The 22563-nt window shown below is 69.4% G+C and carries 16 protein-coding genes; 9 read left to right on the top strand and 7 right to left on the bottom strand.

Features of this window, described 5'->3' with window-relative positions:
• Positions 1–81 precede the first annotated feature (81 nt).
• Positions 82–963: a sulfurtransferase gene (locus WS69_RS03740; RefSeq protein WP_059469466.1), complete on the top strand. Its 882-nt coding sequence runs from the start codon at positions 82–84 to the stop codon at positions 961–963.
• Between the two features lie 42 nt (positions 964–1005).
• Positions 1006–1899, top strand: a complete 894-nt coding sequence (gluQRS, locus tag WS69_RS03735) for a tRNA glutamyl-Q(34) synthetase GluQRS (protein ID WP_059469465.1) — start codon at positions 1006–1008, stop codon at positions 1897–1899.
• Positions 1900–2207: 308 nt separating this feature from the next.
• On the opposite strand, the gene WS69_RS03730 is transcribed toward gluQRS, so the two are convergent.
• The 4 genes from WS69_RS03730 to purT form a co-directional block, all read right to left on the bottom strand.
• Positions 2208–3653 carry a DEAD/DEAH box helicase gene (locus tag WS69_RS03730; RefSeq protein ID WP_059469464.1) on the bottom strand — a complete coding sequence of 482 codons (1446 nt, stop codon included), beginning with the start codon at positions 3651–3653 and terminating at the stop codon, positions 2208–2210.
• 267 nt (positions 3654–3920) lie between these two features.
• The gene (locus tag WS69_RS03725; RefSeq protein WP_059469463.1) at positions 3921–4307 is read right to left on the bottom strand and encodes an MliC family protein; all 387 of its coding nucleotides are present in this window, start codon (positions 4305–4307) and stop codon (positions 3921–3923) included.
• A 53-nt stretch (positions 4308–4360) separates the two neighbouring features.
• Complete coding sequence (locus tag WS69_RS32915) at positions 4361–4525, bottom strand: DUF6726 family protein (RefSeq protein ID WP_059469513.1); 165 nt, start codon at positions 4523–4525, stop codon at positions 4361–4363.
• A 234-nt stretch (positions 4526–4759) separates the two neighbouring features.
• A complete protein-coding gene (gene purT, locus WS69_RS03715; RefSeq protein WP_059469462.1) occupies positions 4760–5974 on the bottom strand; it encodes a formate-dependent phosphoribosylglycinamide formyltransferase in 1215 nt (404 codons plus the stop codon).
• Positions 5975–6566: 592 nt separating this feature from the next.
• Here purT and WS69_RS03710 point away from each other — a divergent pair.
• Positions 6567–7115, top strand: a complete 549-nt coding sequence (locus WS69_RS03710; protein WP_059469461.1) for an META domain-containing protein — start codon at positions 6567–6569, stop codon at positions 7113–7115.
• Positions 7116–7290: 175 nt separating this feature from the next.
• A complete protein-coding gene (locus tag WS69_RS03705; protein WP_059469460.1) occupies positions 7291–12396 on the top strand; it encodes a DNA translocase FtsK in 5106 nt (1701 codons plus the stop codon).
• Between the two features lie 218 nt (positions 12397–12614).
• On the opposite strand, the gene WS69_RS03700 is transcribed toward WS69_RS03705, so the two are convergent.
• The gene (locus WS69_RS03700; RefSeq protein WP_059469459.1) at positions 12615–13790 is read right to left on the bottom strand and encodes a lactonase family protein; all 1176 of its coding nucleotides are present in this window, start codon (positions 13788–13790) and stop codon (positions 12615–12617) included.
• 241 nt (positions 13791–14031) lie between these two features.
• Between WS69_RS03700 and WS69_RS03695 the strand changes: the two genes are divergently transcribed.
• Together WS69_RS03695 and WS69_RS03690 are read left to right on the top strand one after the other, a co-directional pair.
• Positions 14032–15864, top strand: a complete 1833-nt coding sequence (locus WS69_RS03695; RefSeq protein ID WP_059469458.1) for a glycoside hydrolase family 15 protein — start codon at positions 14032–14034, stop codon at positions 15862–15864.
• Positions 15865–16082: 218 nt separating this feature from the next.
• Positions 16083–17558: a polyhydroxyalkanoate depolymerase gene (locus WS69_RS03690; RefSeq protein ID WP_059469457.1), complete on the top strand. Its 1476-nt coding sequence runs from the start codon at positions 16083–16085 to the stop codon at positions 17556–17558.
• Between the two features lie 69 nt (positions 17559–17627).
• On the opposite strand, the gene bspR is transcribed toward WS69_RS03690, so the two are convergent.
• A complete protein-coding gene (gene bspR, locus WS69_RS03685) occupies positions 17628–18260 on the bottom strand; it encodes a T3SS transcriptional regulator BspR (protein ID WP_059469456.1) in 633 nt (210 codons plus the stop codon).
• A gap of 257 nt (positions 18261–18517) precedes the next feature.
• Between bspR and rsxB the strand changes: the two genes are divergently transcribed.
• Positions 18518–19378: an electron transport complex subunit RsxB gene (rsxB, locus tag WS69_RS03680; RefSeq protein ID WP_059469455.1), complete on the top strand. Its 861-nt coding sequence runs from the start codon at positions 18518–18520 to the stop codon at positions 19376–19378.
• A 4-nt stretch (positions 19379–19382) separates the two neighbouring features.
• Positions 19383–20027 (top strand): endonuclease III, encoded by a 645-nt coding sequence (gene nth, locus WS69_RS03675; RefSeq protein WP_059469454.1) that lies wholly within the window; start codon positions 19383–19385, stop codon positions 20025–20027.
• Positions 20028–20633: 606 nt separating this feature from the next.
• Here the strand turns inward: nth and WS69_RS03670 are convergent.
• Positions 20634–21566: a DMT family transporter gene (locus WS69_RS03670; protein WP_059469453.1), complete on the bottom strand. Its 933-nt coding sequence runs from the start codon at positions 21564–21566 to the stop codon at positions 20634–20636.
• A gap of 359 nt (positions 21567–21925) precedes the next feature.
• Between WS69_RS03670 and WS69_RS03665 the strand changes: the two genes are divergently transcribed.
• Entirely contained in the window at positions 21926–22360 is a 435-nt protein-coding gene (locus WS69_RS03665; protein WP_059469452.1) for a DUF1841 family protein, read from the top strand.
• Positions 22361–22563: the final 203 nt, after the last annotated feature.

Raw genomic sequence — 22563 nt, 5'->3', positions numbered from 1 at the left:
CGTCCGCTCCTGCCCGCCCGCCCCGCCGCGCCCTTTTTCGCGCTGCAGCGCCGTCGGGCCGCAGCCGCCTTACCGACCGACATGACTACCGTCAACCTCGCCGCCTACCGCTTCGTCTCGCTCGACTCGATCGAGCAATGGCGGCCGCTCATCACCGCGCGCTGCGATGCGCTCGGGCTGCGCGGCACGATCCTGCTCGCCCCCGAGGGCATCAATCTGTTCATCGCGGGCTCCCGCGAAGCGACCGACGCCTTCGTCGACTATCTCCGCCACGATCCGCTGTTCGAAGACAAGCTCGCGGACCTGCAGTTCAAGGAGAGCCTGTCCGATTCGCAGCCGTTCCGCCGCATGCTCGTGCGCCTGAAGCGCGAGATCATCACGATGAAGAAGCCGGCGATCAAGCCGGAGCTCGGCCGCGCGCCGTCCGTCGACGCGCAGACGTTGAAGACCTGGCTCGACCGGGGGCACGACGACGCGGGCCGCCCCGTCGTGATGCTCGATACGCGCAACGCGTTCGAGGTCGACGTCGGCACGTTCGACAACGCGCTCGACTACCGGATCGACAAGTTCAGCCAGTTCCCCGCAGTGATCGAGGCGAACCGCGCGGACCTCGACGGCAAGACCATCGTGTCGTTCTGCACGGGCGGCATTCGCTGCGAGAAGGCGGCGATCCACATGAAGGACGTCGGCATCGACCACGTCTATCAGCTCGAAGGCGGCATCCTCAAGTACTTCGAGGAAGTGGGCGGCGCGCATTATCACGGCGACTGCTTCGTGTTCGATTACCGCACCGCGCTCAATCCGAGCCTCGAGCCGACGCCCGACGTCACGTGCTTCGCGTGCCGCGCGGTCGTGCCGGCCGAAGCGCAGCAATCGCCGCTCTACGTGCCCGGCAAGTCTTGTCCCGCGTGCCATTCCGGCGAGCGTGCGAGCCGTCCTGCCGAGCCGGCGCACGCCGCCTGACGCCGCGCGTCCGCTTCTGCGCTTCGTCACGCGCCACATCGAATGACAGGCTATCGCGGGCGCTTCGCGCCGTCGCCCACCGGCCCGCTGCATTTCGGCTCGCTCGTCGGCGCGCTCGCGAGCTGGCTCGACGCGCGCGCATGGGGCGGCGCGTGGCTCGTGCGGATCGAGGACATCGACGGTCAGCGCACGGTGCCCGGCGCGGCCGAGGACATCCTCGCGACGCTGACCCGCTTCGGATTCGTCCCCGACGAGCCGCCCGTCCGGCAAAGCATGCGCGTCGCACACTACACGGCGGCGCTCGAACAGCTCACGGCCGCGGGGCTCGTCTATCCGTGCGGCTGTTCGCGCAAGGAGATCGCCGATTCGCTGCGCGCCGCGCACGAGCGGCATACGACGCTCGCTTATCCCGGCACCTGCCGCGACGGCCTGCGCGGCAAGCCCGCACGCGCGTGGCGGCTGCGCGTGCCGGACGGCGCGGCAGCCGTCGTCAGTTTCGACGATCGGTGGCAGCACACGCAGACGCAGAATCTCGCGACGGAAGTCGGCGATTTCGTACTGAAGCGCGCGGACGGGCAATGGGCGTACCAGCTCGCGGTCGTCGTCGACGACGGCGACGCGGGCATCACGCACGTCGTACGCGGCGCGGATCTGCTCGACTCGACCGCGCGTCAGATCCACTTGCAGCGCTGCCTCGGGCTGCCGACGCCGAGCTATCTCCACGTGCCCGTCGTCGTCGATGCGAACGGCGAAAAGCTCAGCAAGCAGACGGGCGCGACCGCGCTCGACCCCGCCGCGCCGCTGCCCGCGCTCGCCGCCGCCGCGCGGCATCTCGGGCTGTCGCTCGACGCCGGGGCGTGCGCGTCGCTCCACGCGTTCTATCCGGCTGCAATCGCTGCGTGGGATTGGCGTTTCGGACCGAACGCGCGTCGGTGACGTCTGCGCGGCGCGTGGCTGCATTCGCATTGCTTCGCCCCGTCGCTTGACCCATCGCCTGGCTGCACCATTTCCTGCCGCAATCGTCGGCATCGCCGCGCATCCGTCGCGACATCTTCTTCTCGGCCGTCCTCCTGCCGACCGGTTCATGTGCAGTCCGGCCGCGACAACGCCGCCCGTTCGCCCCAAGCTCGACCGACGCCCCGCGCGCCCCGCGCGCAAAACAAAGCGGGCGGGTGCTCACGCACCCGCCCGCTTCTCATGTACCGCAGCGCCATTCCCGGCGCCCATCGACGCTCAACCCCGCATCACGACGACGTCTTGCGCGGCATCCCGAACCCGCCGAGCAGCGCGGCGAGCGGCTGCTTCGGCGCCTTCTTCTCCGGCTGCACGGGCTTCGCCTCTTCCGAACTGCGCGCCGGCGTCGACGGCTCGTACGGCTTCAGGAAGAAATCGTCGATCGGCGCTTCGCGGCGCGCATGATGCGGGCGCTCGCCGCCCGCCGAACGGCGGCCGACGGATGGGCCGCGGCGCTCGTCACGGTCGCGCTCGCGGCGGCCGCCGCGGTCGTCGTGGCGGTGACGCGGCAGGTCGAGCTCGAGCGCCTCGAGCGGCAGCACGCGCTTGATCAGCTTCTCGATGTCGGCAAGCTGCTTGCGCTCGTTCGGGCTGCATAGCGACAGCGCGTCGCCTGACGCGCCCGCGCGCCCCGTGCGGCCGATCCGGTGCACGTAGTCTTCCGCGCTGAACGGCAGATCGAAGTTGATGACGGCCGGCAGCTCGACGATGTCGAGACCGCGCGCAGCGACGTCGGTCGCGACGAGCGCTTCGATCTCGCCGCGCTTGAACGCGTCGAGCGCCTGCATCCGCTCGCTTTGCGAACGGTCGCCGTGGATCGCCGACGCGACGATCCCGTCGCGCTCGATCTGGCGCGCCAGGCGGCTCGCGCCGATCTTGCTGTTGCAGAACACGATCACCTGCTTGAGCGCGCGGTCGCGGATCAGCTTGACGACGGCCGCCTGCTTGTCGCCCTCGGCGACGTCGTAGACGACCTGTGTAACGTTCGTCGCGGTCGCGTTGCTGCGCGCGACTTCGATCGTCTGCGGGTTGCGCAGATAGGTCGACGCGAGCTTCTTGATTTCAGGCGAGAACGTCGCCGAGAACAGCAGCGTCTGACGCTCTTTCGGCAGCAGGTTCAGGATGCGCTGCAGATCGGGCAGGAAGCCCATGTCGAGCATCCGGTCCGCTTCGTCGAGCACGAGGATCTGCACCTGGCCGAGATTCGCGGTCTTTTGCTGGACGTGATCGAGCAGGCGGCCCGGCGTCGCGATCAGGATTTCGACGCCGCGGCGCAGCTCGGCCATCTGCGGATTCATGTCGACACCGCCGAACACGACCGCGCTCCGCAGCGGCGTGAGCTTCGCGTACGCGTGCACGTTCGCGGCGACCTGGTCGGCGAGCTCGCGGGTCGGCGTGAGGATCAGCGCGCGCACTGGGTGGCGGGCGGGCGACGCGCTCGTGTTCGCCTGCGGCAGCAGGCGCTGGATGATCGGTAGCGAGAAGCTCGCGGTCTTGCCGGTGCCCGTCTGCGCGGCGCCCATCACGTCGCGGCCGGACAGCACGACCGGAATCGCCTTCGCCTGGATCGGCGTCGGCGTCGTATAGCCCTGGTCGGCAATCGCTTTCAGGATCTCGGCGGCAAGGCCGAATTGATCGAACGTCGCGTCGACAGGCGTGGCAACAGAATCGGACATGGTGGCGTTTCGCTCAAAAGGCGCGGCGGGACATCTAGCGCGCGGCATGCTCGCTCGCGAGACAGGCTGCGCAAACCACTTCGGAATGAAGACGAAGCTGCGGCGCGCCGCAGGGCACCGCCGGCGCTTGAGGCCGTCCAGGCCGCGCGCGAAGCTTCGTCCGGCAGGAGTGCCGGCAGAAAGGGCAGTATTGTAGCATCCATTGTGAAACGGCTTCGTCGGCGCGGCCCGCGCGGCGCTCAGTGTAGCTCGGCCGCGTCCCCCCGCTCAGCCCTTCTTGCGCTTCTTCTGGATCTCGCTGCAATCGCCGAGCACGGGCGACGCTTTCTCGCCCGCGATTTCGTCGTACAAATTCGCGTCGCGACCCTTCGTCCACCAGATGTAGCGGCCCGCCTGATAGCGGACGCCCGACGCCGACACGGTATCGACGAACAGCAGCCGCGATTCGTTGACGGGCACGAGCGCGAAGCTCTGCCCGTTGTCCGCGCGCCAGTACGACACCCGCACCGGCTTCGGCTCGTTCGCACACCGATAGACGACCGTTTCGCGCGCATCGGTGTCGATCTCCTCGATGGTCAGCCGCGCCGCATGCGCCGCGCTCGCGGCCACGCACAGACCGGCGACGCCGAGCACAGCCAGCGTTTTCATGTTCATTCCTTTCCTCGTCGAGCAATGGACGCGCGCCGCGCATCCAGGCCGTTGCTTCGTCAATCCGGATCGATGACGCCCGCGCACGCGTCGGTCGGCGCCGCCGCGACATGGCCGACGACGGGCACGATCTTGAGCCCCGTCGACGCGATCCGGCACGGCGCGGCGGCAAGCCCGCAGCCCGCCGTCGACAGACACAATGCAAGGATCAACATCCACTTCATCGCCACCTCCTCTCCCGGCCCGCTGCGCCCCCTTCGCGTCGATGCTCGCGCGCGGCGGCCCGGAAACCTCGACTTGCCGCTTGCGGACCGACGCGGCATCGCGACCGACACGAACCGATCGCAGCCCCCCGCCGTATCCGCTACATCCGCTACATCCGCTACATCCGCTACATCCGCTACATCCGCTACATCCGCTACATCCGCTACATCCGCCGATGCGCGCAACGCGCATCGTCAGCGCGCGGACACCGGCCGCACCGCGGCGGCCGCCCGCTTCGCGCGCTCGCGCGCTTCGTCGACGTTCGCGCCCGTCGCGAGCGCGACGCCCATCCGGCGCTTGACGAAGCTCTCCGGCTTGCCGAACAGACGCAGGTCCGCGCCCGGCACCGCGAGCGCGTCGCGCACGCCTTCGAACGCGATGCCCGCTTCGTCGAGCCCGCCGTAGATCACGGCCGACGCGGCGGGCGTCGTGAGCGCGGGCTCGACCGGCAAGCCGAGAATCGCGCGCGCGTGCAGCTCGAACTCCGACTGGCGCTGTGACGCGAGCGTGACGAGCCCCGTGTCGTGCGGACGCGGGCTCACTTCGGAGAACCAGACGTCGTCGCCGCGCACGAACAGCTCGACGCCGAAGATCCCGCGGCCGCCGAGCGCGGCCGTCACGCGATGCGCGATGTCGCGCGAGCGCTCGAGCGCCTTCGCGCTCATCGGCTGCGGCTGCCACGACTCGACGTAGTCGCCCGCGACCTGCACGTGCCCGATCGGCTCGCAGAAATAGGTGCGCGTCTCGAGGCTCGCCGGATCGATCGCGCGCACCGTGAGCTGCGTGATCTCGTAATCGAACTGGATGAAGCCCTCGACGATCACGCGGCCGTGATTCACGCGGCCGCCCGCCATCGCGTACTGCCACGCGGGCTCGACGTCGGCGTCGCGCCTGACGACCGACTGCCCCTTGCCCGACGACGACATCACGGGCTTCACGACGCACGGGAAACCGATCTGCGCGACGGCCGCCTTGAATTCGTCGAACGACTGCGCGAATGCGTACGGCGACGTCGGCAGCCCGAGTTCCTCGGCCGCGAGCCGGCGGATGCCCTCGCGGTTCATCGTGAGCTGCGTCGCACGCGCGGTCGGAATCACTTCGGCGACGCCGGCCGCTTCGATCGCGGCGAGCGCGTCGGTCGCGATCGCCTCGATTTCGGGCACGACGAGATGCGGGCGCTCCGCATCGACGAGTGCGCGCAGCGCGTCCGGATCCGTCATGTCGATCACGTGCGCGCGATGCGCGACCTGATGTCCGGGCGCGTTCGGATAGCGGTCGACGGCGATCACTTCGACGCCGAGCCGCTGCAACGCGATGATGACTTCCTTGCCCAACTCGCCCGCGCCGAGCAACATGACGCGCGTGGCGGACGGCGAAAGCGGCGTGCCGAGCCGCTGACCGATCTGCATGAGATTTCCCGCTGAATGATGGATGGCGAAAATGACTTGCGATGTTAACACGCAGGGACTGTGCGCCGCCCGTCGATTTGGCGGGTCGCGGCCGTTGGGCGCCGCGCGGCGGCAAGCGCGGCGCGCGGCTCGCGGGCGCCAGGACGTCGCGACGGCGAGGCTTTGCAGCCGCCACGTTCATTCATGCGTTCGACGAACATCGCAGCCCTTGCGACCTTCGCGACTTCCACAGCCTTCGCGACGCTCCCGCCGTCGCGTCGTCCACATCCACAAAATGATCGGCGACTTCGACGCGCCTCGGAAGCCCGGCATCGTCGCGCCATCCGCGATCCCCGCGCGCCAACGACGCTCACAACGACGTCTCGCCTCGCATATGCGTCGCGCGCAAAGCCATCGCGACCATCGCGACGATCCGATGCAATCCTCGGCAACGCACCGCATTGCCGGCGAATCGCGCAAGAAACGCCCCGCGTCATTGCCGCAAGACGCACGAACGAACGCGTGCGGCGACTGTCCGCTCGCGTCCGACGACGCTAGTGCGTTACCCTTACGGCTTCGCCAGCAACATTGAAATTCGAAGGGGAACGAGGCCATGTTCAATTCATCCGCAGCCGCGCACATGCGCTTTCGCGTTGTCCGCTCGCTGCGCGCGCCGCTCGGTGCGCTGACCGTCGCCGCGCTTCTCGCCGCCTGCACGATGCCGACGCATCCCGACTCGAGCGCCCCCGCCCCCGATCCGTTCAATCCCGCGACGGTCCAGCTGATCGACGACACGAGCTGGGCGCTCGTCAACTGGCGCAATGCCGACGGCTCGCAACGCGACGTCCCGCACGGCGACAACGGCGAGCCGATCAAGCTCGCGCTGTCGACGCAGTCCGGCGTGCGGCGCGCGGCCGGCTTCTCGGGCTGCAACCGCTATGCGGGCGCCTACGACGTGAAGAACGGCGTACTGAGCTTCGGCCCGCTTGTCGGCACGCGGATGGCGTGCATCGCGCCGGCGCGCGCCGCGCTCGAGCGAGACTATCTCGCCGCGCTCGACCACATCGCGAAGGCCGGCGTGCAGATGCGCGATCCTCAACAGTTGATCCTCATCACCGACGACGGCGCGACGCTGACGTTCGCGCGCCGCGACAGCAAGTAAGCAGCGACGCGCGTCGGACGGCCCCGCCGGCGAAGCGGACGGCGGGCGCTGCCCGCCGGGTTGCGCGCGCACGACGACGGCGCGACGACGCGCGCCGTTCCCGAAACCAACTTCGTCGACCGGTTAAACTCGACGGGGTCGCGCGTCGCGCCCCGTCCTCCTCCAGTTTCTGAGCATGCAAACGGTAGTTCTCGGCTGGTTCGGCCTCTCGGCCGTCTGGTTCATTCCTCTTTTCTGGCGGCTCGTCAAGGCGATGTTGCCGGGCGGCGGCGGCCTCGCGGGTCACGGCTCGATCCGGCTATGGCTCGGCTTCTTCTGCGTGCTCGTCGCGAACTGCACGCTCGCGACCGCGCTGCCGGGCGACGCGACGACGAACGCGCTCGGCCACACGCTCGCGGGCGGCTTCGAACGGGTGTTCGGGCACGTCGGCACGCCGCTCGCGATGGTCGTGCTGTTCTTCGTCGGGCTGCCGTGGCTCGTCGGCGTTCGCTGGCAGCAGGTGAACGCGTGGCTCGACGCGTCGTTCGGTATCCGCTTCGCGCGCGAGCGCGGCGGCGAATCGCGCGGCGTCGCGGACCTGCCGCGCGCCGCGCTGCATCGCGACGACGACCGGCGCGTGCGCCGCGCAGCCGACGTGCAGCCGACGACCGCGCACACGGTCAACTCGATGGCGCCTCGGCAGAATGGCCGCTTTTCACGGCCGACGCTGTGGAAGCCGAACGACGCGCAGCGCGGCGATCGACGCAACGCCGCGGCGCGACCCGCGGTGGAACCGACCGCGCCCTCCGGATGGCTCAAGCCGGGGGCGTCCGCGCGCGGCGCGGCGTCGGCAGCCGCGGTGGCGGGAGCGGCGGCGAGCGGCGTCGCGAAGGCGGCCGCGGTCGCAGCACCCGCGAGCGGACTCTCGAAGACGGCGGGCAGCGCCATGACGACGGGCGAGCCGGCGAAAACGGCCGGCGCCGCCAGGCCCGTGAGCAGCACGTCCCAAGCGGCCAACCCGACGACGCCGGCGATGTCGGCGAGCGGCGTATCGAAAGCTGCGAGCCCGGCGACGCAAGGAAGCATTGCGGCGAAAGCGCCGCATCCAGTCTCGACCGCACCCGCGGCCGGCCCGGCAAGGGCTGCCGGAACGATGCCGGCGGGCGGCCTCGCGAAGCCGGCAAGCGGCGCCGCGTCGGCAGGCGGAGCGGCCGCCCCGCTCGGCACGCACGTTTCGTCCGGCACGCCCCACGCACCGTTCGCACCGGCTGCGGCCGGCATCGCCAAGCCGATCGGCTCGACCGCGGCCGTCGCGGCGATCGGCAAGCGGTCGGGACCGCATCCCGCCACGCCCGACGAGCGCTTCGTGCTGCGCCGCCCGGCGACGCAGGCCGCCGTATCGGCTGCTCGCAATCGGCCGATGACGTTCACGCCGTCGCGGCAGGCGGCGGCCAGCGCGCCGCGCCGCAATCTTGCCGCGACGCTGCCACAGCCCGCCCGCGCGCCGATCACGGCACCCATCGCAGAATCCGCACGCAAGCGGCCGGCCGGCCCGGCGCGCGCGCCGCTCTACGCGTGGACGGAAAAACCCGCGGAACGCATCGCGCCCGCAGCAAGCGTGCACGAGACGCTGCGCTCGATCGAGGCCAACGCCGCGCAATGGACGACGATCGCCGGCGCGACGAGTGTCGCCTCGGTGCCGGAAGCGGCGCGCGCGCCGTCCGTGCCGTCGGCCATCGAGGCGGCGGCGGTTGCATCGAGCATTCCAGCGGCAGAGGAAGTGACTGCGGCTGCGGTTTCTCCTGTCGTCGAGGCTGTCGCACCGGCGGCCGAAGTAGCCTGGTCAACGGTCGACGCCGATGCCGCCGCCCCTGCCGAAGCCGACGCGCCCGCCGCTGAATCGGCGGTAGCAGCATCCGACGCCCCGGCCGACGCCGAGGCGGTCCGGTCGGCCGCCGTGACGAAACCTGCATCGGTTGCAACGTCCGAAGCAGCCGACGCAAAAGATCCGACCGGCGCGCCCGATATGAAGCCGCGAGACGACGCTGCGCCGCACGAGCCGGCATTCGGCATTGCCGACACGCCATCGCCAAGCCAGGAACCGGCGACCGCCGTCGTCGCAAGCGAGCAGCGATCCGTAGCCGCACCGAGCGTCGCTCCCGCGTCGCAAACCGCCGCCCCGATCGCGGCAGGCGCCGCGCTGACCGCCACGTCGAACGGCGGCGCCGTGGACCGCAAGCCGATCGCGCCGGCCAGCGGCAACAGCACACAAGCCGTGCCGCAACCGGCTGTCGCTTTCGGCTCGCGCACGATGGCGAGCGCTTCGCAAGCCGTCGACACGCGGCGCGCGATCGCGCCATGGGAAGACGCGGTGGACGCCGGCGTCCCGGCTGCGCCTTCCGCGACGATGCAAACCGAATCGCACGCGCAACCGCAATCGACACGAGCTGCGGCCGCGATCAGTGCGGCCGCCTCGCAACCGGCGCCCGCCGAATCGTCGGCGAGTGCTGCAACCGCCCTGCCCCGGACGGGCGACGCGGCACGCCCCGCGACGAGCGCCCGGAACAGCGACGCATTGGCCGCGACCAAAAACGCGACTGCGCCGATGCTGGAGAAGGCCGCGGTCGTATCGAACGAATCGAAGGCTCAGACAATGCCGGCCATGGATACGTCGCCGTCTGCCTCGACTGCTCCGACTGCCTTGACCGCTCCGGCCATCTCGGCCGCCTCGCTCGTTCCACCGCCTTCGACGACACAGACCTCGACGGGCAATGCAGCCGGCGCAGTCGGCATGGCCGGCGCGGCCTTCGGCATGCAGGGCGCCGCCCGTGCGGCGGCAGCGACCGCCCAGACCGTCTCGGGGACCGCCGCCCCGGCAAGCGCCCCGACGACGCCCGCCAGCACGCCCGCGATCAATCGAGCGGCGTCCGCCGCCATGCCGTCGCCTGCATCGACGACAGCCGTTCCGAACACGCCTTTCGCCGCCACCGCCACCACCGCCGGCTCCGCCGGATCGACGTCCGCTGCGACGTCACCCGCGCCAGCGACGCAATCGCCGAGCGGATCGAGCGCCGCCGCACCATCCGGCGCTGCATCGGTCGCCACGCCGGATACGACGATGCCCGCTCCCGTCGCGTCGGACACAGTCACGAAGGCCGTGGCGTCACGCACCGTCGCGCCTGGGGAGACGTCGAACTTCGCCGCGCCTCGCGCGGCCGCGACGTTCTCCAGCGTGCCCGTCGCGATCGCGACGGCCGTCCCCACATCGCGCCCGGCCATGCCGCCCATCGGTGCGTCGAATATCCCGCCAGCCGCAGCCGGGCCAAGCGCAGTCGCGCCGAGCGGCGGCGTGCCGCCCGCCGGCGCGGCGGGCATCGCCGCGCCGAACTTCGCCGCCGCGCCCGCAGTCACTTCGAACGCAGTCGCCGCGCCCGCAATCACGTCGCCCGCCGGCGCACCGTCCGTCATGCCGAGCGTGAGCGCGCCGACGGCCGCAACGACAGGCGTCGCCGCTCCCGGTGCAGTCGCCTCGCCGATCGTCGCGCCGAGCATGACGCCGCCGAACGTCACCGTATCGTACGCGCCGGCGCCGACCGGCCACGTGTCGAGCGTGCCGAACGCAACCGTGCCGGGCGCGTCGCCGTCGCCGCACACCGCCGCACCTGGGGCGCCGCAAGCGCCGGGCACGCCAGGCGCACCAACCATGCCGCCCACATCGGATGCTGTCGCCGCCGCGCCGTCGAGCGCCGCCCCCGCCGAGCGCCCCCGCCCGATGCTCCAGCCGGGCCCGAACGCGTTCGAATTCCACGCGCCCGCCGCGTCGAACGTCGAACTGCCGACGCTCGATCTGCTCGAACCCGCGGCCGACACCATCGAGGCGATCTCCGACGAGCATCTCGCGCAAACCGGCCAGATCATCGAGCAGCGTCTGCAGGAGTTCAAGGTGCCGGTGACGGTCGTCGGCGCGTCGGCCGGCCCCGTGATCACGCGCTTCGAGATCGAGCCCGCGCTCGGCGTGCGCGGCAGCCAGATCGTCGGCCTGATGAAGGACCTGTCGCGCGGCCTCGGCCTCACGTCGATCCGCGTCGTCGAGACGATCCCCGGCAAGACCTGCATGGGCCTCGAGCTGCCGAACGCGAAGCGGCAAGTGATCCGCCTGTCCGAAATCCTCGCGTCGCGCCAGTACCAGCACTCGGCGTCGCAGCTCACGCTCGCGATGGGCAAGGACATCACCGGCAATCCCGTCGTCACCGATCTTGCGAAGGCGCCGCACATGCTCGTCGCCGGCACGACCGGCTCGGGCAAGTCGGTCGCGATCAACGCGATGATCGTGTCGCTCCTCTACAAGGCGACGCCCGAGGACGTGCGGCTCATCATGATCGATCCAAAGATGCTCGAGCTGTCGGTCTACGAAGGCATCCCGCATCTGCTCGCGCCCGTCGTCACCGACATGAAGCTCGCCGCGAACGCGCTCAACTGGTGCGTCGGCGAGATGGAAAAGCGCTATCGGCTGATGTCGGCCGTCGGCGTGCGCAATCTCGCGAGCTTCAACCAGAAGATCCGCGACGCCGCCGCGAAGGAAAAGAAGATCGGCAACCCGTTCTCGCTCACGCCCGACGATCCGGAGCCGCTGTCGCCGCTGCCGCTCATCGTCGTCGTGATCGACGAGCTCGCGGACCTGATGATGGTCGCCGGCAAGAAGATCGAGGAGTTGATCGCGCGGCTCGCGCAGAAGGCGCGCGCGGCGGGCATCCATCTGATCCTCGCGACGCAGCGGCCGTCCGTCGACGTGATCACGGGCCTCATCAAGGCGAACATTCCGACGCGCGTCGCATTCCAGGTGTCGTCGAAGATCGATTCGCGCACGATCCTCGATCAGATGGGCGCCGAATCGCTGCTCGGCCAGGGCGACATGCTGTTCCTGCCGCCCGGCACCGGCTACCCGCAGCGCGTACACGGCGCGTTCGTCGCGGACGAGGAAGTGCACCGGATCGTCGAGTATCTGAAGCAGTTCGGCGAACCGCAGTACGAGGAAGGGATTCTCGACGGGCCGGGCTCCGAAGGCGGGTCGCAGGATCTGTTCGGCGAGGCGCCGGACGCGGAAGCCGATCCGCTCTACGACGAGGCCGTCGCGTTCGTCGTGCGCACGCGGCGCGCGTCGATCTCGTCGGTGCAGCGGCAGTTGCGCATCGGCTACAACCGCGCGGCGCGGCTCGTCGAGCAGATGGAGGCGGCGGGCCTCGTGTCGCCGATGGGCATCAACGGCAGCCGCGAGGTGCTCGCGCCGCCGCTGCCCGAATAAGCGCGCGGTGCATGTGCCGCCGCGCGGCACGGCTTCGACACCGCGCGGCACGACGCAATGCAGCAAAAGCCCCCTCGCGACACGCGAGGGGGTTTTTCATTCTCGAACTCGAACGAACCACCGGAACGCACTCGGCGCCCGGCGTCCGGCTCCCGCCTCGTCCCTGACTGATCCGACCAGCCGCTGCGGCGTTCGCGCGCGCTGCGCGCCGCTCGCCGCTACTGCACCGGCACGAACTCGAAGTCGACCGGCTTGCCGACCTCGATCTTCGCCGGATTCGGCTCGAGCCGGCCGCTCGCGACGTCGCGCCGGAACACGAACACGCTGTCGCTGTCCTGGTTGCCGACGATGAGCCACTTGCCGCTCGGATCGATCGCGAACTCGCGCGGCGTCCTGCCGAGGCTCGATTGACGGCCGGCGAGCTTCAGCTTGCCGTCGGCCGGGTTCACCGCATAGATCACGATGTCGTTTGCGTCGCCGCGGTTGCTCGCGTACAGGAAGCGCCCGTCCGGCGACAGGTGCAGCGCGCCCCCGCCAACCTTGCCGGCGAAACCCGGCGCAGTCATCGAAACGGTCTCGACGTGCGCGAGCCGGCCGTCGTCGTAGCGATACACGTCGACCGACGCGTTCAGCTCGTTGGTCACGTAAGCGAACCGCCCGTTCGCGCCAAACACGAGATGGCGCGGGCCCGAGCCCGGCTTCACGAGCGCGTAGCGCGCATTGGTCGGGCCGACGAGCCCGCGGCTGCCGTCCGGCGTGTAGCGGTACGAATAGATCTTGTCCGCGCCGAGGTCCTGCACGAACAGATACTTGCCGTCCGGCGAGAACACGGTCGAATGGACGTGCGCGCCGTCCTGGCGCCCCTTCACGGGGCCCGTGCCCTCGTGATGCACGTTCAGCACGGCAGCGCCGAGCGCGCCCGTCGCCTCGACCGGAAATACCGAGAAGCTGCCGCCCGGATCGGACGCGACCGAATAGTTCGCCGCGACGAGATACTTGCCGTCCGGCGACAGGCTCAGGTAGCACGGATCGTTGCCTTCCGACGACACGCGGTTGACGAATGCGAGCGCGCCCGTCTTCGCGTCGAAGTCGAATGCGCTGACGCCGCCGCGCACGCTCGCCGGACCGGCGTCGCCGGGCAGCTCGTTGACCGCGTACACGTGGCGGCCGTCGCGGCTTGCGACGAGGTACGACGAGTTCTCGGCCTTCGCCGACGACACGGGCGTCACGCGCCCCGAATCGGTGTCGAAGCGATACACGTGGATGCCATCGCTGCCCGGGTCCGCGTAGGTGCCGACGAGCAGGTTGTAGACGCCGCCCGCAGGGCCGGCGCTCGCATCTTGTGCGAACGCATGGGCGCTCAGGAGCGGCAGCGCGAGCGCGAAACCTTTCATCCAGTGGCTCAGCCTAAGCGGGAAAGTGAAAGACGAAGGCGCGTGAGCGCGTTGGGTCATCGGAACCTCCTTGCATCGATCCGTCTCAAGTGATGTGATGTTGCGAAGCGCGGGCCGTCCGGACTCCCCGCGCGGCGTCGTCCGCCGGAGTATACGGGTCCCCGCTTGCCGCCGTACAGCGCGGCGCGGGCGTGCCCAGATCATGAACGACAAGATTGTTGGAGTTGGAGGATCGTCGCCCATGCCCGCCCTCATCGAAGACTATGCCCTCGTCGGCGACGGCCACACGGCCGCGCTGATCTCCCGGGACGGCTCGGTCGACTGGCTGTGCTGGCCCCGTTTCGATTCCGGCGCATGCTTCGCCGCGCTCGTCGGCACGCCGGAGCACGGCCGCTGGCTCGTCGCGCCCGCCGCCGACGTCCGCGTGAGCTCGACGTCGCGCCGCTACCGCGGCGACACGCTGATCCTCGAAACCGACTACGAGAGCGACGAAGGCGCCGTCACCGTGATCGACTTCATGCCACCCGACAGCGGCTGGTCGGAGCTCGTGCGGATCGTCGTCGGCCGGCGCGGCGAGATGAAGATGCAGATGCAGCTCGTGTTGCGTTTCGACTACGGCTTCTCGGTTCCGTGGGTCACGCGGCTGCCGCGCGAAGCCGGCGTGAAGGCGATCGCGGGTCCGGACACGGTCGTGCTGCGCACGCCGGTGCCGCTGTCGGGCCAGAACCTGCATACGGTCGCCGAATTCACCGTGAAGGCCGACGAGCGCGTGCCGTTCTCGCTCAGCTACGCGGCGTCGCACCTGCGGCTGCCGCCCGCCCGCGAGCCGCTGTCGATGCTCGCGCGCACCGAGAACTACTGGCTCGAATGGTCGACGCGCTGTCCGTTGCGCGGCCGCTACGCCGCGGCTGTGCGCCGCTCGCTGATCACGCTGAAGGCGCTCGCGTACGAGCCGACGGGCGGCATCGTCGCCGCGCCGACGACGTCGCTGCCCGAACAACTGGGCGGTTCGCGCAACTGGGACTACCGCTACTGCTGGCTGCGCGACGCGACAATCACGCTGCTCGCGCTGATGCGCGGCGGCTACTACGACGAAGCGCGCGCATGGCGGGCGTGGCTCGGCCGCGTGATGGCGGGCTCGCCCGAGCAGATCCAGATCATGTACGGGATCGCGGGCGAACGGCGCCTGCCCGAAATGGAGCTCGACTGGCTGCCGGGCTATCACGACTCGCGGCCGGTGCGGATCGGCAACAACGCGGCGAACCAGTTGCAGCTCGACGTGTTCGGCGAAGTGATGGCCGCGCTGCACATCGCGCGCGTCGGCGGCCTGCAGGCGGACGACACGGTCTGGTCCGTCCAGACGACATTGCTCGCGCACCTCGAGAAGATCTGGCGCGAGCCGGACGAAGGCATCTGGGAGACGCGCGGCGGCCGCCGGCACTTCACGTTCTCGAAGGTGATGGCGTGGGTCGCGTTCGACCGCGCGATCAAGTCGGCCGAGATGTTCCGCCTGCCCGCGCCGCTCGACCGCTGGCGCGCGGTGCGCGACGAGATCCACGCGGACGTCTGCGCGCACGGCTGGAATGCGCGCGTGCGCGCATTCACGCAAAGCTACGGCAGCGACGCGCTCGATGCGAGCGTGCTGATGCTGCCGCTCGTCGGCTTCCTGCCGCCGTCCGATTCGCGCGTGGCGGACACGGTCGCCGCGATCGAGCGCGGCCTGATGCACGACGGCCTCGTGCTGCGCTACCACACGACCGAATACGACGACGGCCTGCCGCCCGGCGAAGGCACGTTTCTCGCGTGCAGCTTCTGGCTCGTCGACAATCTCGCGCTACTCGGGCGCATCGACGACGCGCACGCGCTCTTTCGGCGCCTGCTGTCGCTGACGAACGACCTCGGCCTTCTCGCCGAGGAATACGATCCAGTCACGCGGCGTCAGGTAGGGAATTTCCCGCAGGCGTTCTCGCACGTCGGGCTCGTGCACACGGCGTTCAACCTGATGCATCACGAAGAGGAAATGCTGCGTGCGGCCGGCCAGCCAACGCCCGCCGATGCCGTCGCCGGACAATGATGCCGATTCACGTTTGCACGACAAACGTAAGACATCGTCAGATGTCGAGGCATCCCTCGAAAATGCGGGTATGCTGCGTTGCGACACCCCTGATTGTCCGATATGATCGGTCGCGACTGATTCGATCTCATGAGCGAATCAGTCCGATTGCTGACTGACACGGCACGCCGCGACGCTCCGCGCCGCCTTCGCGCACCGTTCTCCCATCGGGAGCTCGCATGCTTTACCAATTTCACGAATTCCAGCGGGCGATGCTGAGCCCGCTGACCGCCTGGGCACAGGCCGCCTCGAAATCGTTCGCGAATCCGTTGAGCCCGCTGTCGCTCGTGCCGGGCGCGACGCGCCTCGCGGCAGGCTACGAATTGCTGTTCCGGCTCGGCAAGGATTACGAGAAGCCGGAATTCGCGATTCACCAGATCGTCAAGGACGGGCACAACATTCCGATCGTCGAGCAGACGATCGTCGAGATGCCGTTCTGCCGCCTGCTGCGCTTCAAGCGCTACGCGGACGACTCGGACGCCGTCGGGCAACTGAAGGACGAACCCGTCGTGCTCGTGTGCGCGCCGCTGTCCGGCCACCACTCGACGCTGCTGCGCGATACGGTCCGCACGCTGCTGCAGGATCACAAGGTGTACATCACCGACTGGATCGACGCGCGGATGGTGCCCGTCGAAGTCGGCCCGTTCCACCTCGACGACTACGTCGACTACATCCAGGCATTCATCCGACATATCGGCGCGCGCAACCTGCACGTGATCTCGGTATGCCAGCCGACCGTGCCCGTGCTCGCGGCGATCTCGCTGATGGCGAGCCGCGGCGAGGACACGCCGCTCACGATGACGATGATGGGCGGTCCGATCGACGCGCGGAAGAGCCCGACGTCGGTGAATTCGCTTGCGACGAACCGCTCGCATTCGTGGTTCGAGAACAACGTGATCCACACGGTGCCCGCGAACTATCCGGGCGAAGGCCGCAAGGTCTATCCGGGCTTCCTGCAGCACACGGGCTTCGTCGCGATGAATCCAGAGCGCCACGCGCAATCGCACTGGGACTTCTACCAGAGCCTGTTGCGCGGCGACGAGGAAGACGCCGAAGCGCACCGCCGCTTCTACGACGAATACAACGCGGTGCTCGACATGGCGGCCGAATATTACCTGGACACGATCCGCATCGTGTTCCAGGAATTCCGTCTCGCCGAAGGCACATGGGACATCCATGGCGAACGCGTGAAGCCGGCCGACATCCATTCGACCGCGCTGATGACGATCGAAGGCGAGCTCGACGACATCTCGGGCAGCGGCCAGACGCACGTCGCGCACGAGCTGTGCACGGGCATTCCGCAGGCGCACCGCCGCAGCCTCACCGCCGAGAAATGCGGCCACTACGGTATCTTCTCGGGCCGCCGCTGGCGCACGATCATCTATCCGCAGCTGCGCGACTTCATCCGCGAGCACGCGTCGCAGCCGAAGAAGCCGACGCCGCAGACCACGCGCCCGCCGACTTCGCCGACCACGCCGAGCGAATCGACGTCGGGCAGCGAGACGGCGAGCACCGCGCCGGCGGCGGCGACGCTCCGGCTGGCGGACGCGAAGCGCCCGGCGGCGAAAGCGCGCGCGGCAAAACCGGCCGCCGCGAAGCGCACCGCAGCGAAGGTCGCGGCAACGCGCGTGCCGCGTTCGCGCAAGGCTGCCTGACGCCGGTCCGCCGCTTATCGCCGAACGAGCGTGGCGAAAATCCGAAACCAGCCGGGCGCCCTGCCCGGTTCAACGCCTGAGCAGATACGCGAGCAGCAGCTCGGTGTTCATCTTGACCATCTCGGTTCGCTCGCCGGGCGTGCTGAAATCGCGGCCGAACGTCGCCGCGAGCGTGAAGCGGTTCGACACCATGTAGTAGCCGAGCCCCGACAGCGTCACGTAGAAGCGCAGCGGATCGATGTCCGTGCGAAAGAGCCCCGCCTTCTGGCCGCGTTCGAGCACGCCGTCGAGCGTCGCGACGATCGGCGAGATCATCTCGCGGATGCGCGTCGACTTCTGCAGATAGCGCGCCTCATGCAGGTTCTCGTTGTTGAGAAGACGTAGCAGATCGGGATGATCGCGGTAATAGTCCCACACGAAATGCGCGAGCCGCGTGATCGCCTCGACGGGCGCGACGCCCTCGAGATCGACCGCCCGCTCGGCCTCCGTCAGCGCGGAGAACGCGTATTCGAGCACCGCAGTGAACAACTGCTCCTTGCTGCCGAAGTAGTAATAGAGCATGCGCTCGTTGGTCTCGGCACGGCGTGCGATCTGGTCGACTCGCGCACCGAACAGCCCCCCTGTCGCGAATTCGTCGGCTGCCGCGAGCAGGATCCGGCGCCGGGTTCCCTCTGGGTCTCTTTTGATTTTTGGCTGATTCATAGTGGCGTTTTGCTATGTGAGCCGCGTAGTCCGGCTCGCGCCGCCGGCCCTGCGTCGATCGCCAGCAGCATGAACGGGCGCGCCGTCGTTAAGGGACACCCTGCTATAGTCACGCGGAAAAGCGTTTTGATTATGGCACATGCGTTGTTAAGCGCAATGCGAAAAATCGGCGATAATTGTCGTTTCAAGAAAGATCCTGGCCGCATTCGAACGCCCGGCCGCCGTGCCGCGCCCGCGCGCCTCCCCACGTAGTCACCGTGACTGATTCCAAGACCCTCGCGGATCGCATCGAAGATCTGCTGCCTCAAACGCAATGCACGAAGTGCGGCTACGAAGGCTGCCGTCCGTACGCGGAGGCGATCGCGGCCGGCACCGCCGGCTACGACCAGTGCCCGCCGGGCGGCGTCGAAGGCGTCGCGCGCCTCGCGAAGCTGCTCGGCAAGCCCGTGATTCCGCTCAATCCGGAGCACGGCGTCGAGCGCCCGCGCCCCGTCGCGTTCATCGACGAGCAGCTGTGCATCGGCTGCACGCTGTGCATGCAGGCGTGCCCCGTCGATGCTATCGTCGGGGCACCGAAACAAATGCATACGATCGTCGCCGAGCTCTGCACCGGCTGCGACCTGTGCGTGCCGCCCTGTCCCGTCGACTGCATCGCGATGATACCCGTCACGGGCGAGACGACCGGCTGGGACGCGTGGTCGCAGCAGCAGGCGGACGCCGCGCGCACGCGGCACGACGCACGCCTCGCGCGCCAGACGCGCGAGCGCGAAGCGGCCGAAGCGCGCGCGGCGGCGCGGCGAGCGGCGAGCGCCGCGGCAGCCGCCCCCGCGGTCCCCGCGCCTGCCACGGCCGCCGCCGACGATCCGGAAGCGAAGAAACGCGCGATCATCGCGGCGGCGCTCGAGCGCGCCCGCAAGAAGAAGGAAGAGCTCGCCGCGCAGGGCGCGGGCCCGAAGAACACCGAAGGCGTGAGCGCCGCGGTGCAGGCGCAGATCGAAGCGGCCGAAGCACGCCGTCGCCGTCTCGCCGACCCGCGCGACACGAGCGACAAGCCGGACGACGCCGACGCTTCGGATGCCGCGGGCGACGCATCGCCGACCTCGAAACCGAAGCCATAACCGCATGAACGCCAACAAACGACGCGCGATCTTCGAAACGCTGCAAAGCCTCAACCCGCATCCGACGACCGAGCTCGAATACACGACGCCGTTCGAACTGCTGATCGCAGTGATGCTGTCGGCGCAGGCGACCGACGTATCGGTCAACAAGGCGATGCGCAAGATGTTCCCGGTCGCGAACACGCCGAAGAAGATCGTCGCGCTCGGCGAGGAAGGCGTCGCCGACTACATCAAGACGATCGGCCTCTATCGGACGAAGGCGAAGAACGTCGTCGCGGCATGTCGGATCCTGCTCGAGCGCTACGACGGCGAAGTGCCCGCTGACCGCGAAGCGCTCGAGAGCCTGCCAGGCGTCGGCCGCAAGACCGCGAACGTCGTGCTCAACACCGCGTTCGGCCAGCCGACGATCGCCGTCGATACGCACATCTTCCGCGTTGCGAACCGCACGGGGCTCGCGCCCGGCAAGGACGTGCGCGCGGTCGAAGCCGCGCTCGAGAAGTTCACGCCGGAGGAATTCCTGCACGACGCGCATCACTGGCTGATCCTGCACGGACGCTATGTATGCAAGGCGCGGCGGCCCGAGTGCTGGCATTGCGCGATCGAGCCGCTTTGCGAATACAAGCCGAAGACGCCGGCGCCGGTGCAGTAACGGACGTGGGCCGCGTGTGAAGCTGCGCGCGGCTGTGCGAATCGCTTCGTACGCGTGTGGGCGTCGTGAGACGCGGCGGCTGTGCCAGCCGCGCGGCATCGCGTTGGAGCCGTCCGTATGCGAGGCGGCCGTCCCTTCGGTTGTTCACCCGGTCATCCGTTCCGAGCCGTTCGAGCGGACACGCAGGACGCTCGCCGCGCGACCGCGTGCTTGTTGCGCGTCCGTTCGTCGCCGGCTCGACGACGTCCGCACAATTGCAGCCGCATCGAAAACGACAGCGTGCTGCGTCGACTTTCCGCCACCTGCTCCGACCTTCGCGCAGTCCAATCAACGGGCGACGAATCCCAGCCTCGCGGCCGCGCGTATCGCGCCGTCCTGATCGCTGCGTCGCCCCGCTCGACTTGCTCGACTTGCTCGCCCCGCTCGACCCGCTCGACCCGCTCGACCCGCTCGACCCGCTCGACCCGCTCGACCCGCTCGGCAGAATCACCATCGCACACGCGTCTTCGATATGCGACGCCGGCTCTTCTTCCCCCAGATCGAGCCGCCGCCCCGTCCAATCGACAATGGACACCCGCCGAACGCCCGCCCAGCGAGCCACACGCGTTACGCGCCCGCGATCGCCTTCGGCTCCGCTTCGTTGGCTGCATTGCCCGCGCGCACGAGCCACAGCACCGCCGCGAGGATCGCGACGCCGCCCGCCCCTTGCAACGGCGTCAGCGTCTCGCCGAACAGCGACGCGGCCAGCGCGACCGTCACGACGGGCTCGAGCGTCGACAGCATCGACGTCCGCGCGGCGCCGAGCCGTTCGAGACCGGCGAAGAACGCGAGCATCGCGGCGACGGTCGACACGAGCGCGATCGCGACGAGCGCCGCCCAGCCGGACGTCGCGCGCGGCCAATGCGGCGGCGCGTCGAACGCGACTGTGCGCACGAGCGCGAGCATGACGAGCATCGCGGCCGCGGCGCAGCAGATGATCGCGACGGTCGCGAGCGGATCGACACCGCGCGCCGCCTTCGCGCCGACGACGATGTACAGCGAATAGACGACCGCCGCGCCGAGCGCGAGCGCGATGCCGAGCGGCTCGCCGCGGCCGCCGCCCACCATCAGCGCCGAGCCGGCGACGCACAGCGCGAGCGCGACCGCCTTCGCGCGCGTGAGCCGCTCGCCGAGCCACCATGCGGCGAGCAGCGTGACGAACGCTGGATACAGATAGAGCAGCAGCGCGACGAGGCTCGCCTGCGCGTGCTGCAGCGCGCTGAAATAGCACAGCGACTGGCCGACGTAGCCGAGCGCGCCCATGCCGACGATCGCGCCAAGCGCGCGGCCGCGCGGCCAGTTGACGCGCCGCCGCCGCGCGACGACGGCGAGCAGCGCGCCCGCGATCGAGAAGCGGACGATCAAAAGGCCGAGCACGTCGGCGCCGCCCGCGTACGCGTAACGGCCGAAGATCGCCATCGCGCCGAACGCGGCGGCGGACAATGCGACGTACAGCGCGCCGCGCAACACGGCGGATGGTGCTCCGGCGGCGGAGGTCATGACGGAAAAGGAATAGTGAAAGCGCTCGATTCTAACGAGCTCCGGGTGACCGCATAAGCGGTGTTTATGCCGACGCTTGCGCCGCTCGCGACGCACACCGCGGCAAGCGCATCCCGCCTGGAACGACGGTCGAACAGGAAACGCATCGCAGCACGCCGGCATCCGCCAGCCGCCGTGCTGCTTCGGGCGCGCGGCAACACGCGCAGGCGAGCCGCGCCGCGGCTCTTCCGTTTCCGGCGTTGGCCCTGTCGCTCGCCGCGCGCGTGCCCGACGCGCTTTCGGCAGTCCCGCCGCAGGCGGCGTAAAATGCGCATTCGCGCGGCCGCGACGGCCCGCCACACGCTACCCCGCACTACATCATGTTCAATCCGAGCCGCGACGACGTGCGTCGCTTCTTCATCGACACCTGGCGCAAGCAGCGTTCGGGCGAGATCCTCACGCCGCTCGAAGCGATCGCGGCCGACTGGATCGTCGAGCATCCCGAATACCATGCGGAACTCGAGGACGCAGAGCGTTCGACCGCGCACGATTACACGCCCGACGAGGGACGCGCGAATCCGTTCCTGCATCTGTCGATGCATCTCGCGATCAGCGAGCAGTTGTCGATCGATCAGCCGCCCGGCATCCGGGCCGCGCACGAGAAGCTCGCCACCCGCTTCGACTCCGCGCACGACGCGCAGCACGCGATCATGGAATGTCTCGGCGAGACGATCTGGGAAGCGCAGCGCACGAATACGCCGCCCGATTCCGACGCCTATCTGCAACGGATCCTGCAGCGCGCTTCGCGTGGCTGAAGCCGCGCGGCCCGGCGTCGTCGCGTCGCTACGTCGTCTCGTCGTCGCATCGCTGCGATAGTCGAAGCGACGAGCGAGCACGCGCGGCACGCCTGCCATAGATGCAAAGGTCGGCCCCGACCGACGACCAGCGACGGGCCGCGACGCACGACTCGCCGGAGCGCATGAATCCGCCGTCCGTGCGCCCCGCATCTGTCCACCCA

This window comes from Burkholderia sp. BDU5 (assembly GCF_001522845.1).
GTDB classification, from domain to species: domain Bacteria; phylum Pseudomonadota; class Gammaproteobacteria; order Burkholderiales; family Burkholderiaceae; genus Burkholderia; species Burkholderia mayonis.
Note: the sequence above shows the minus strand (reverse complement) of the source record. Positions and strands in the feature narration are given on the sequence as shown.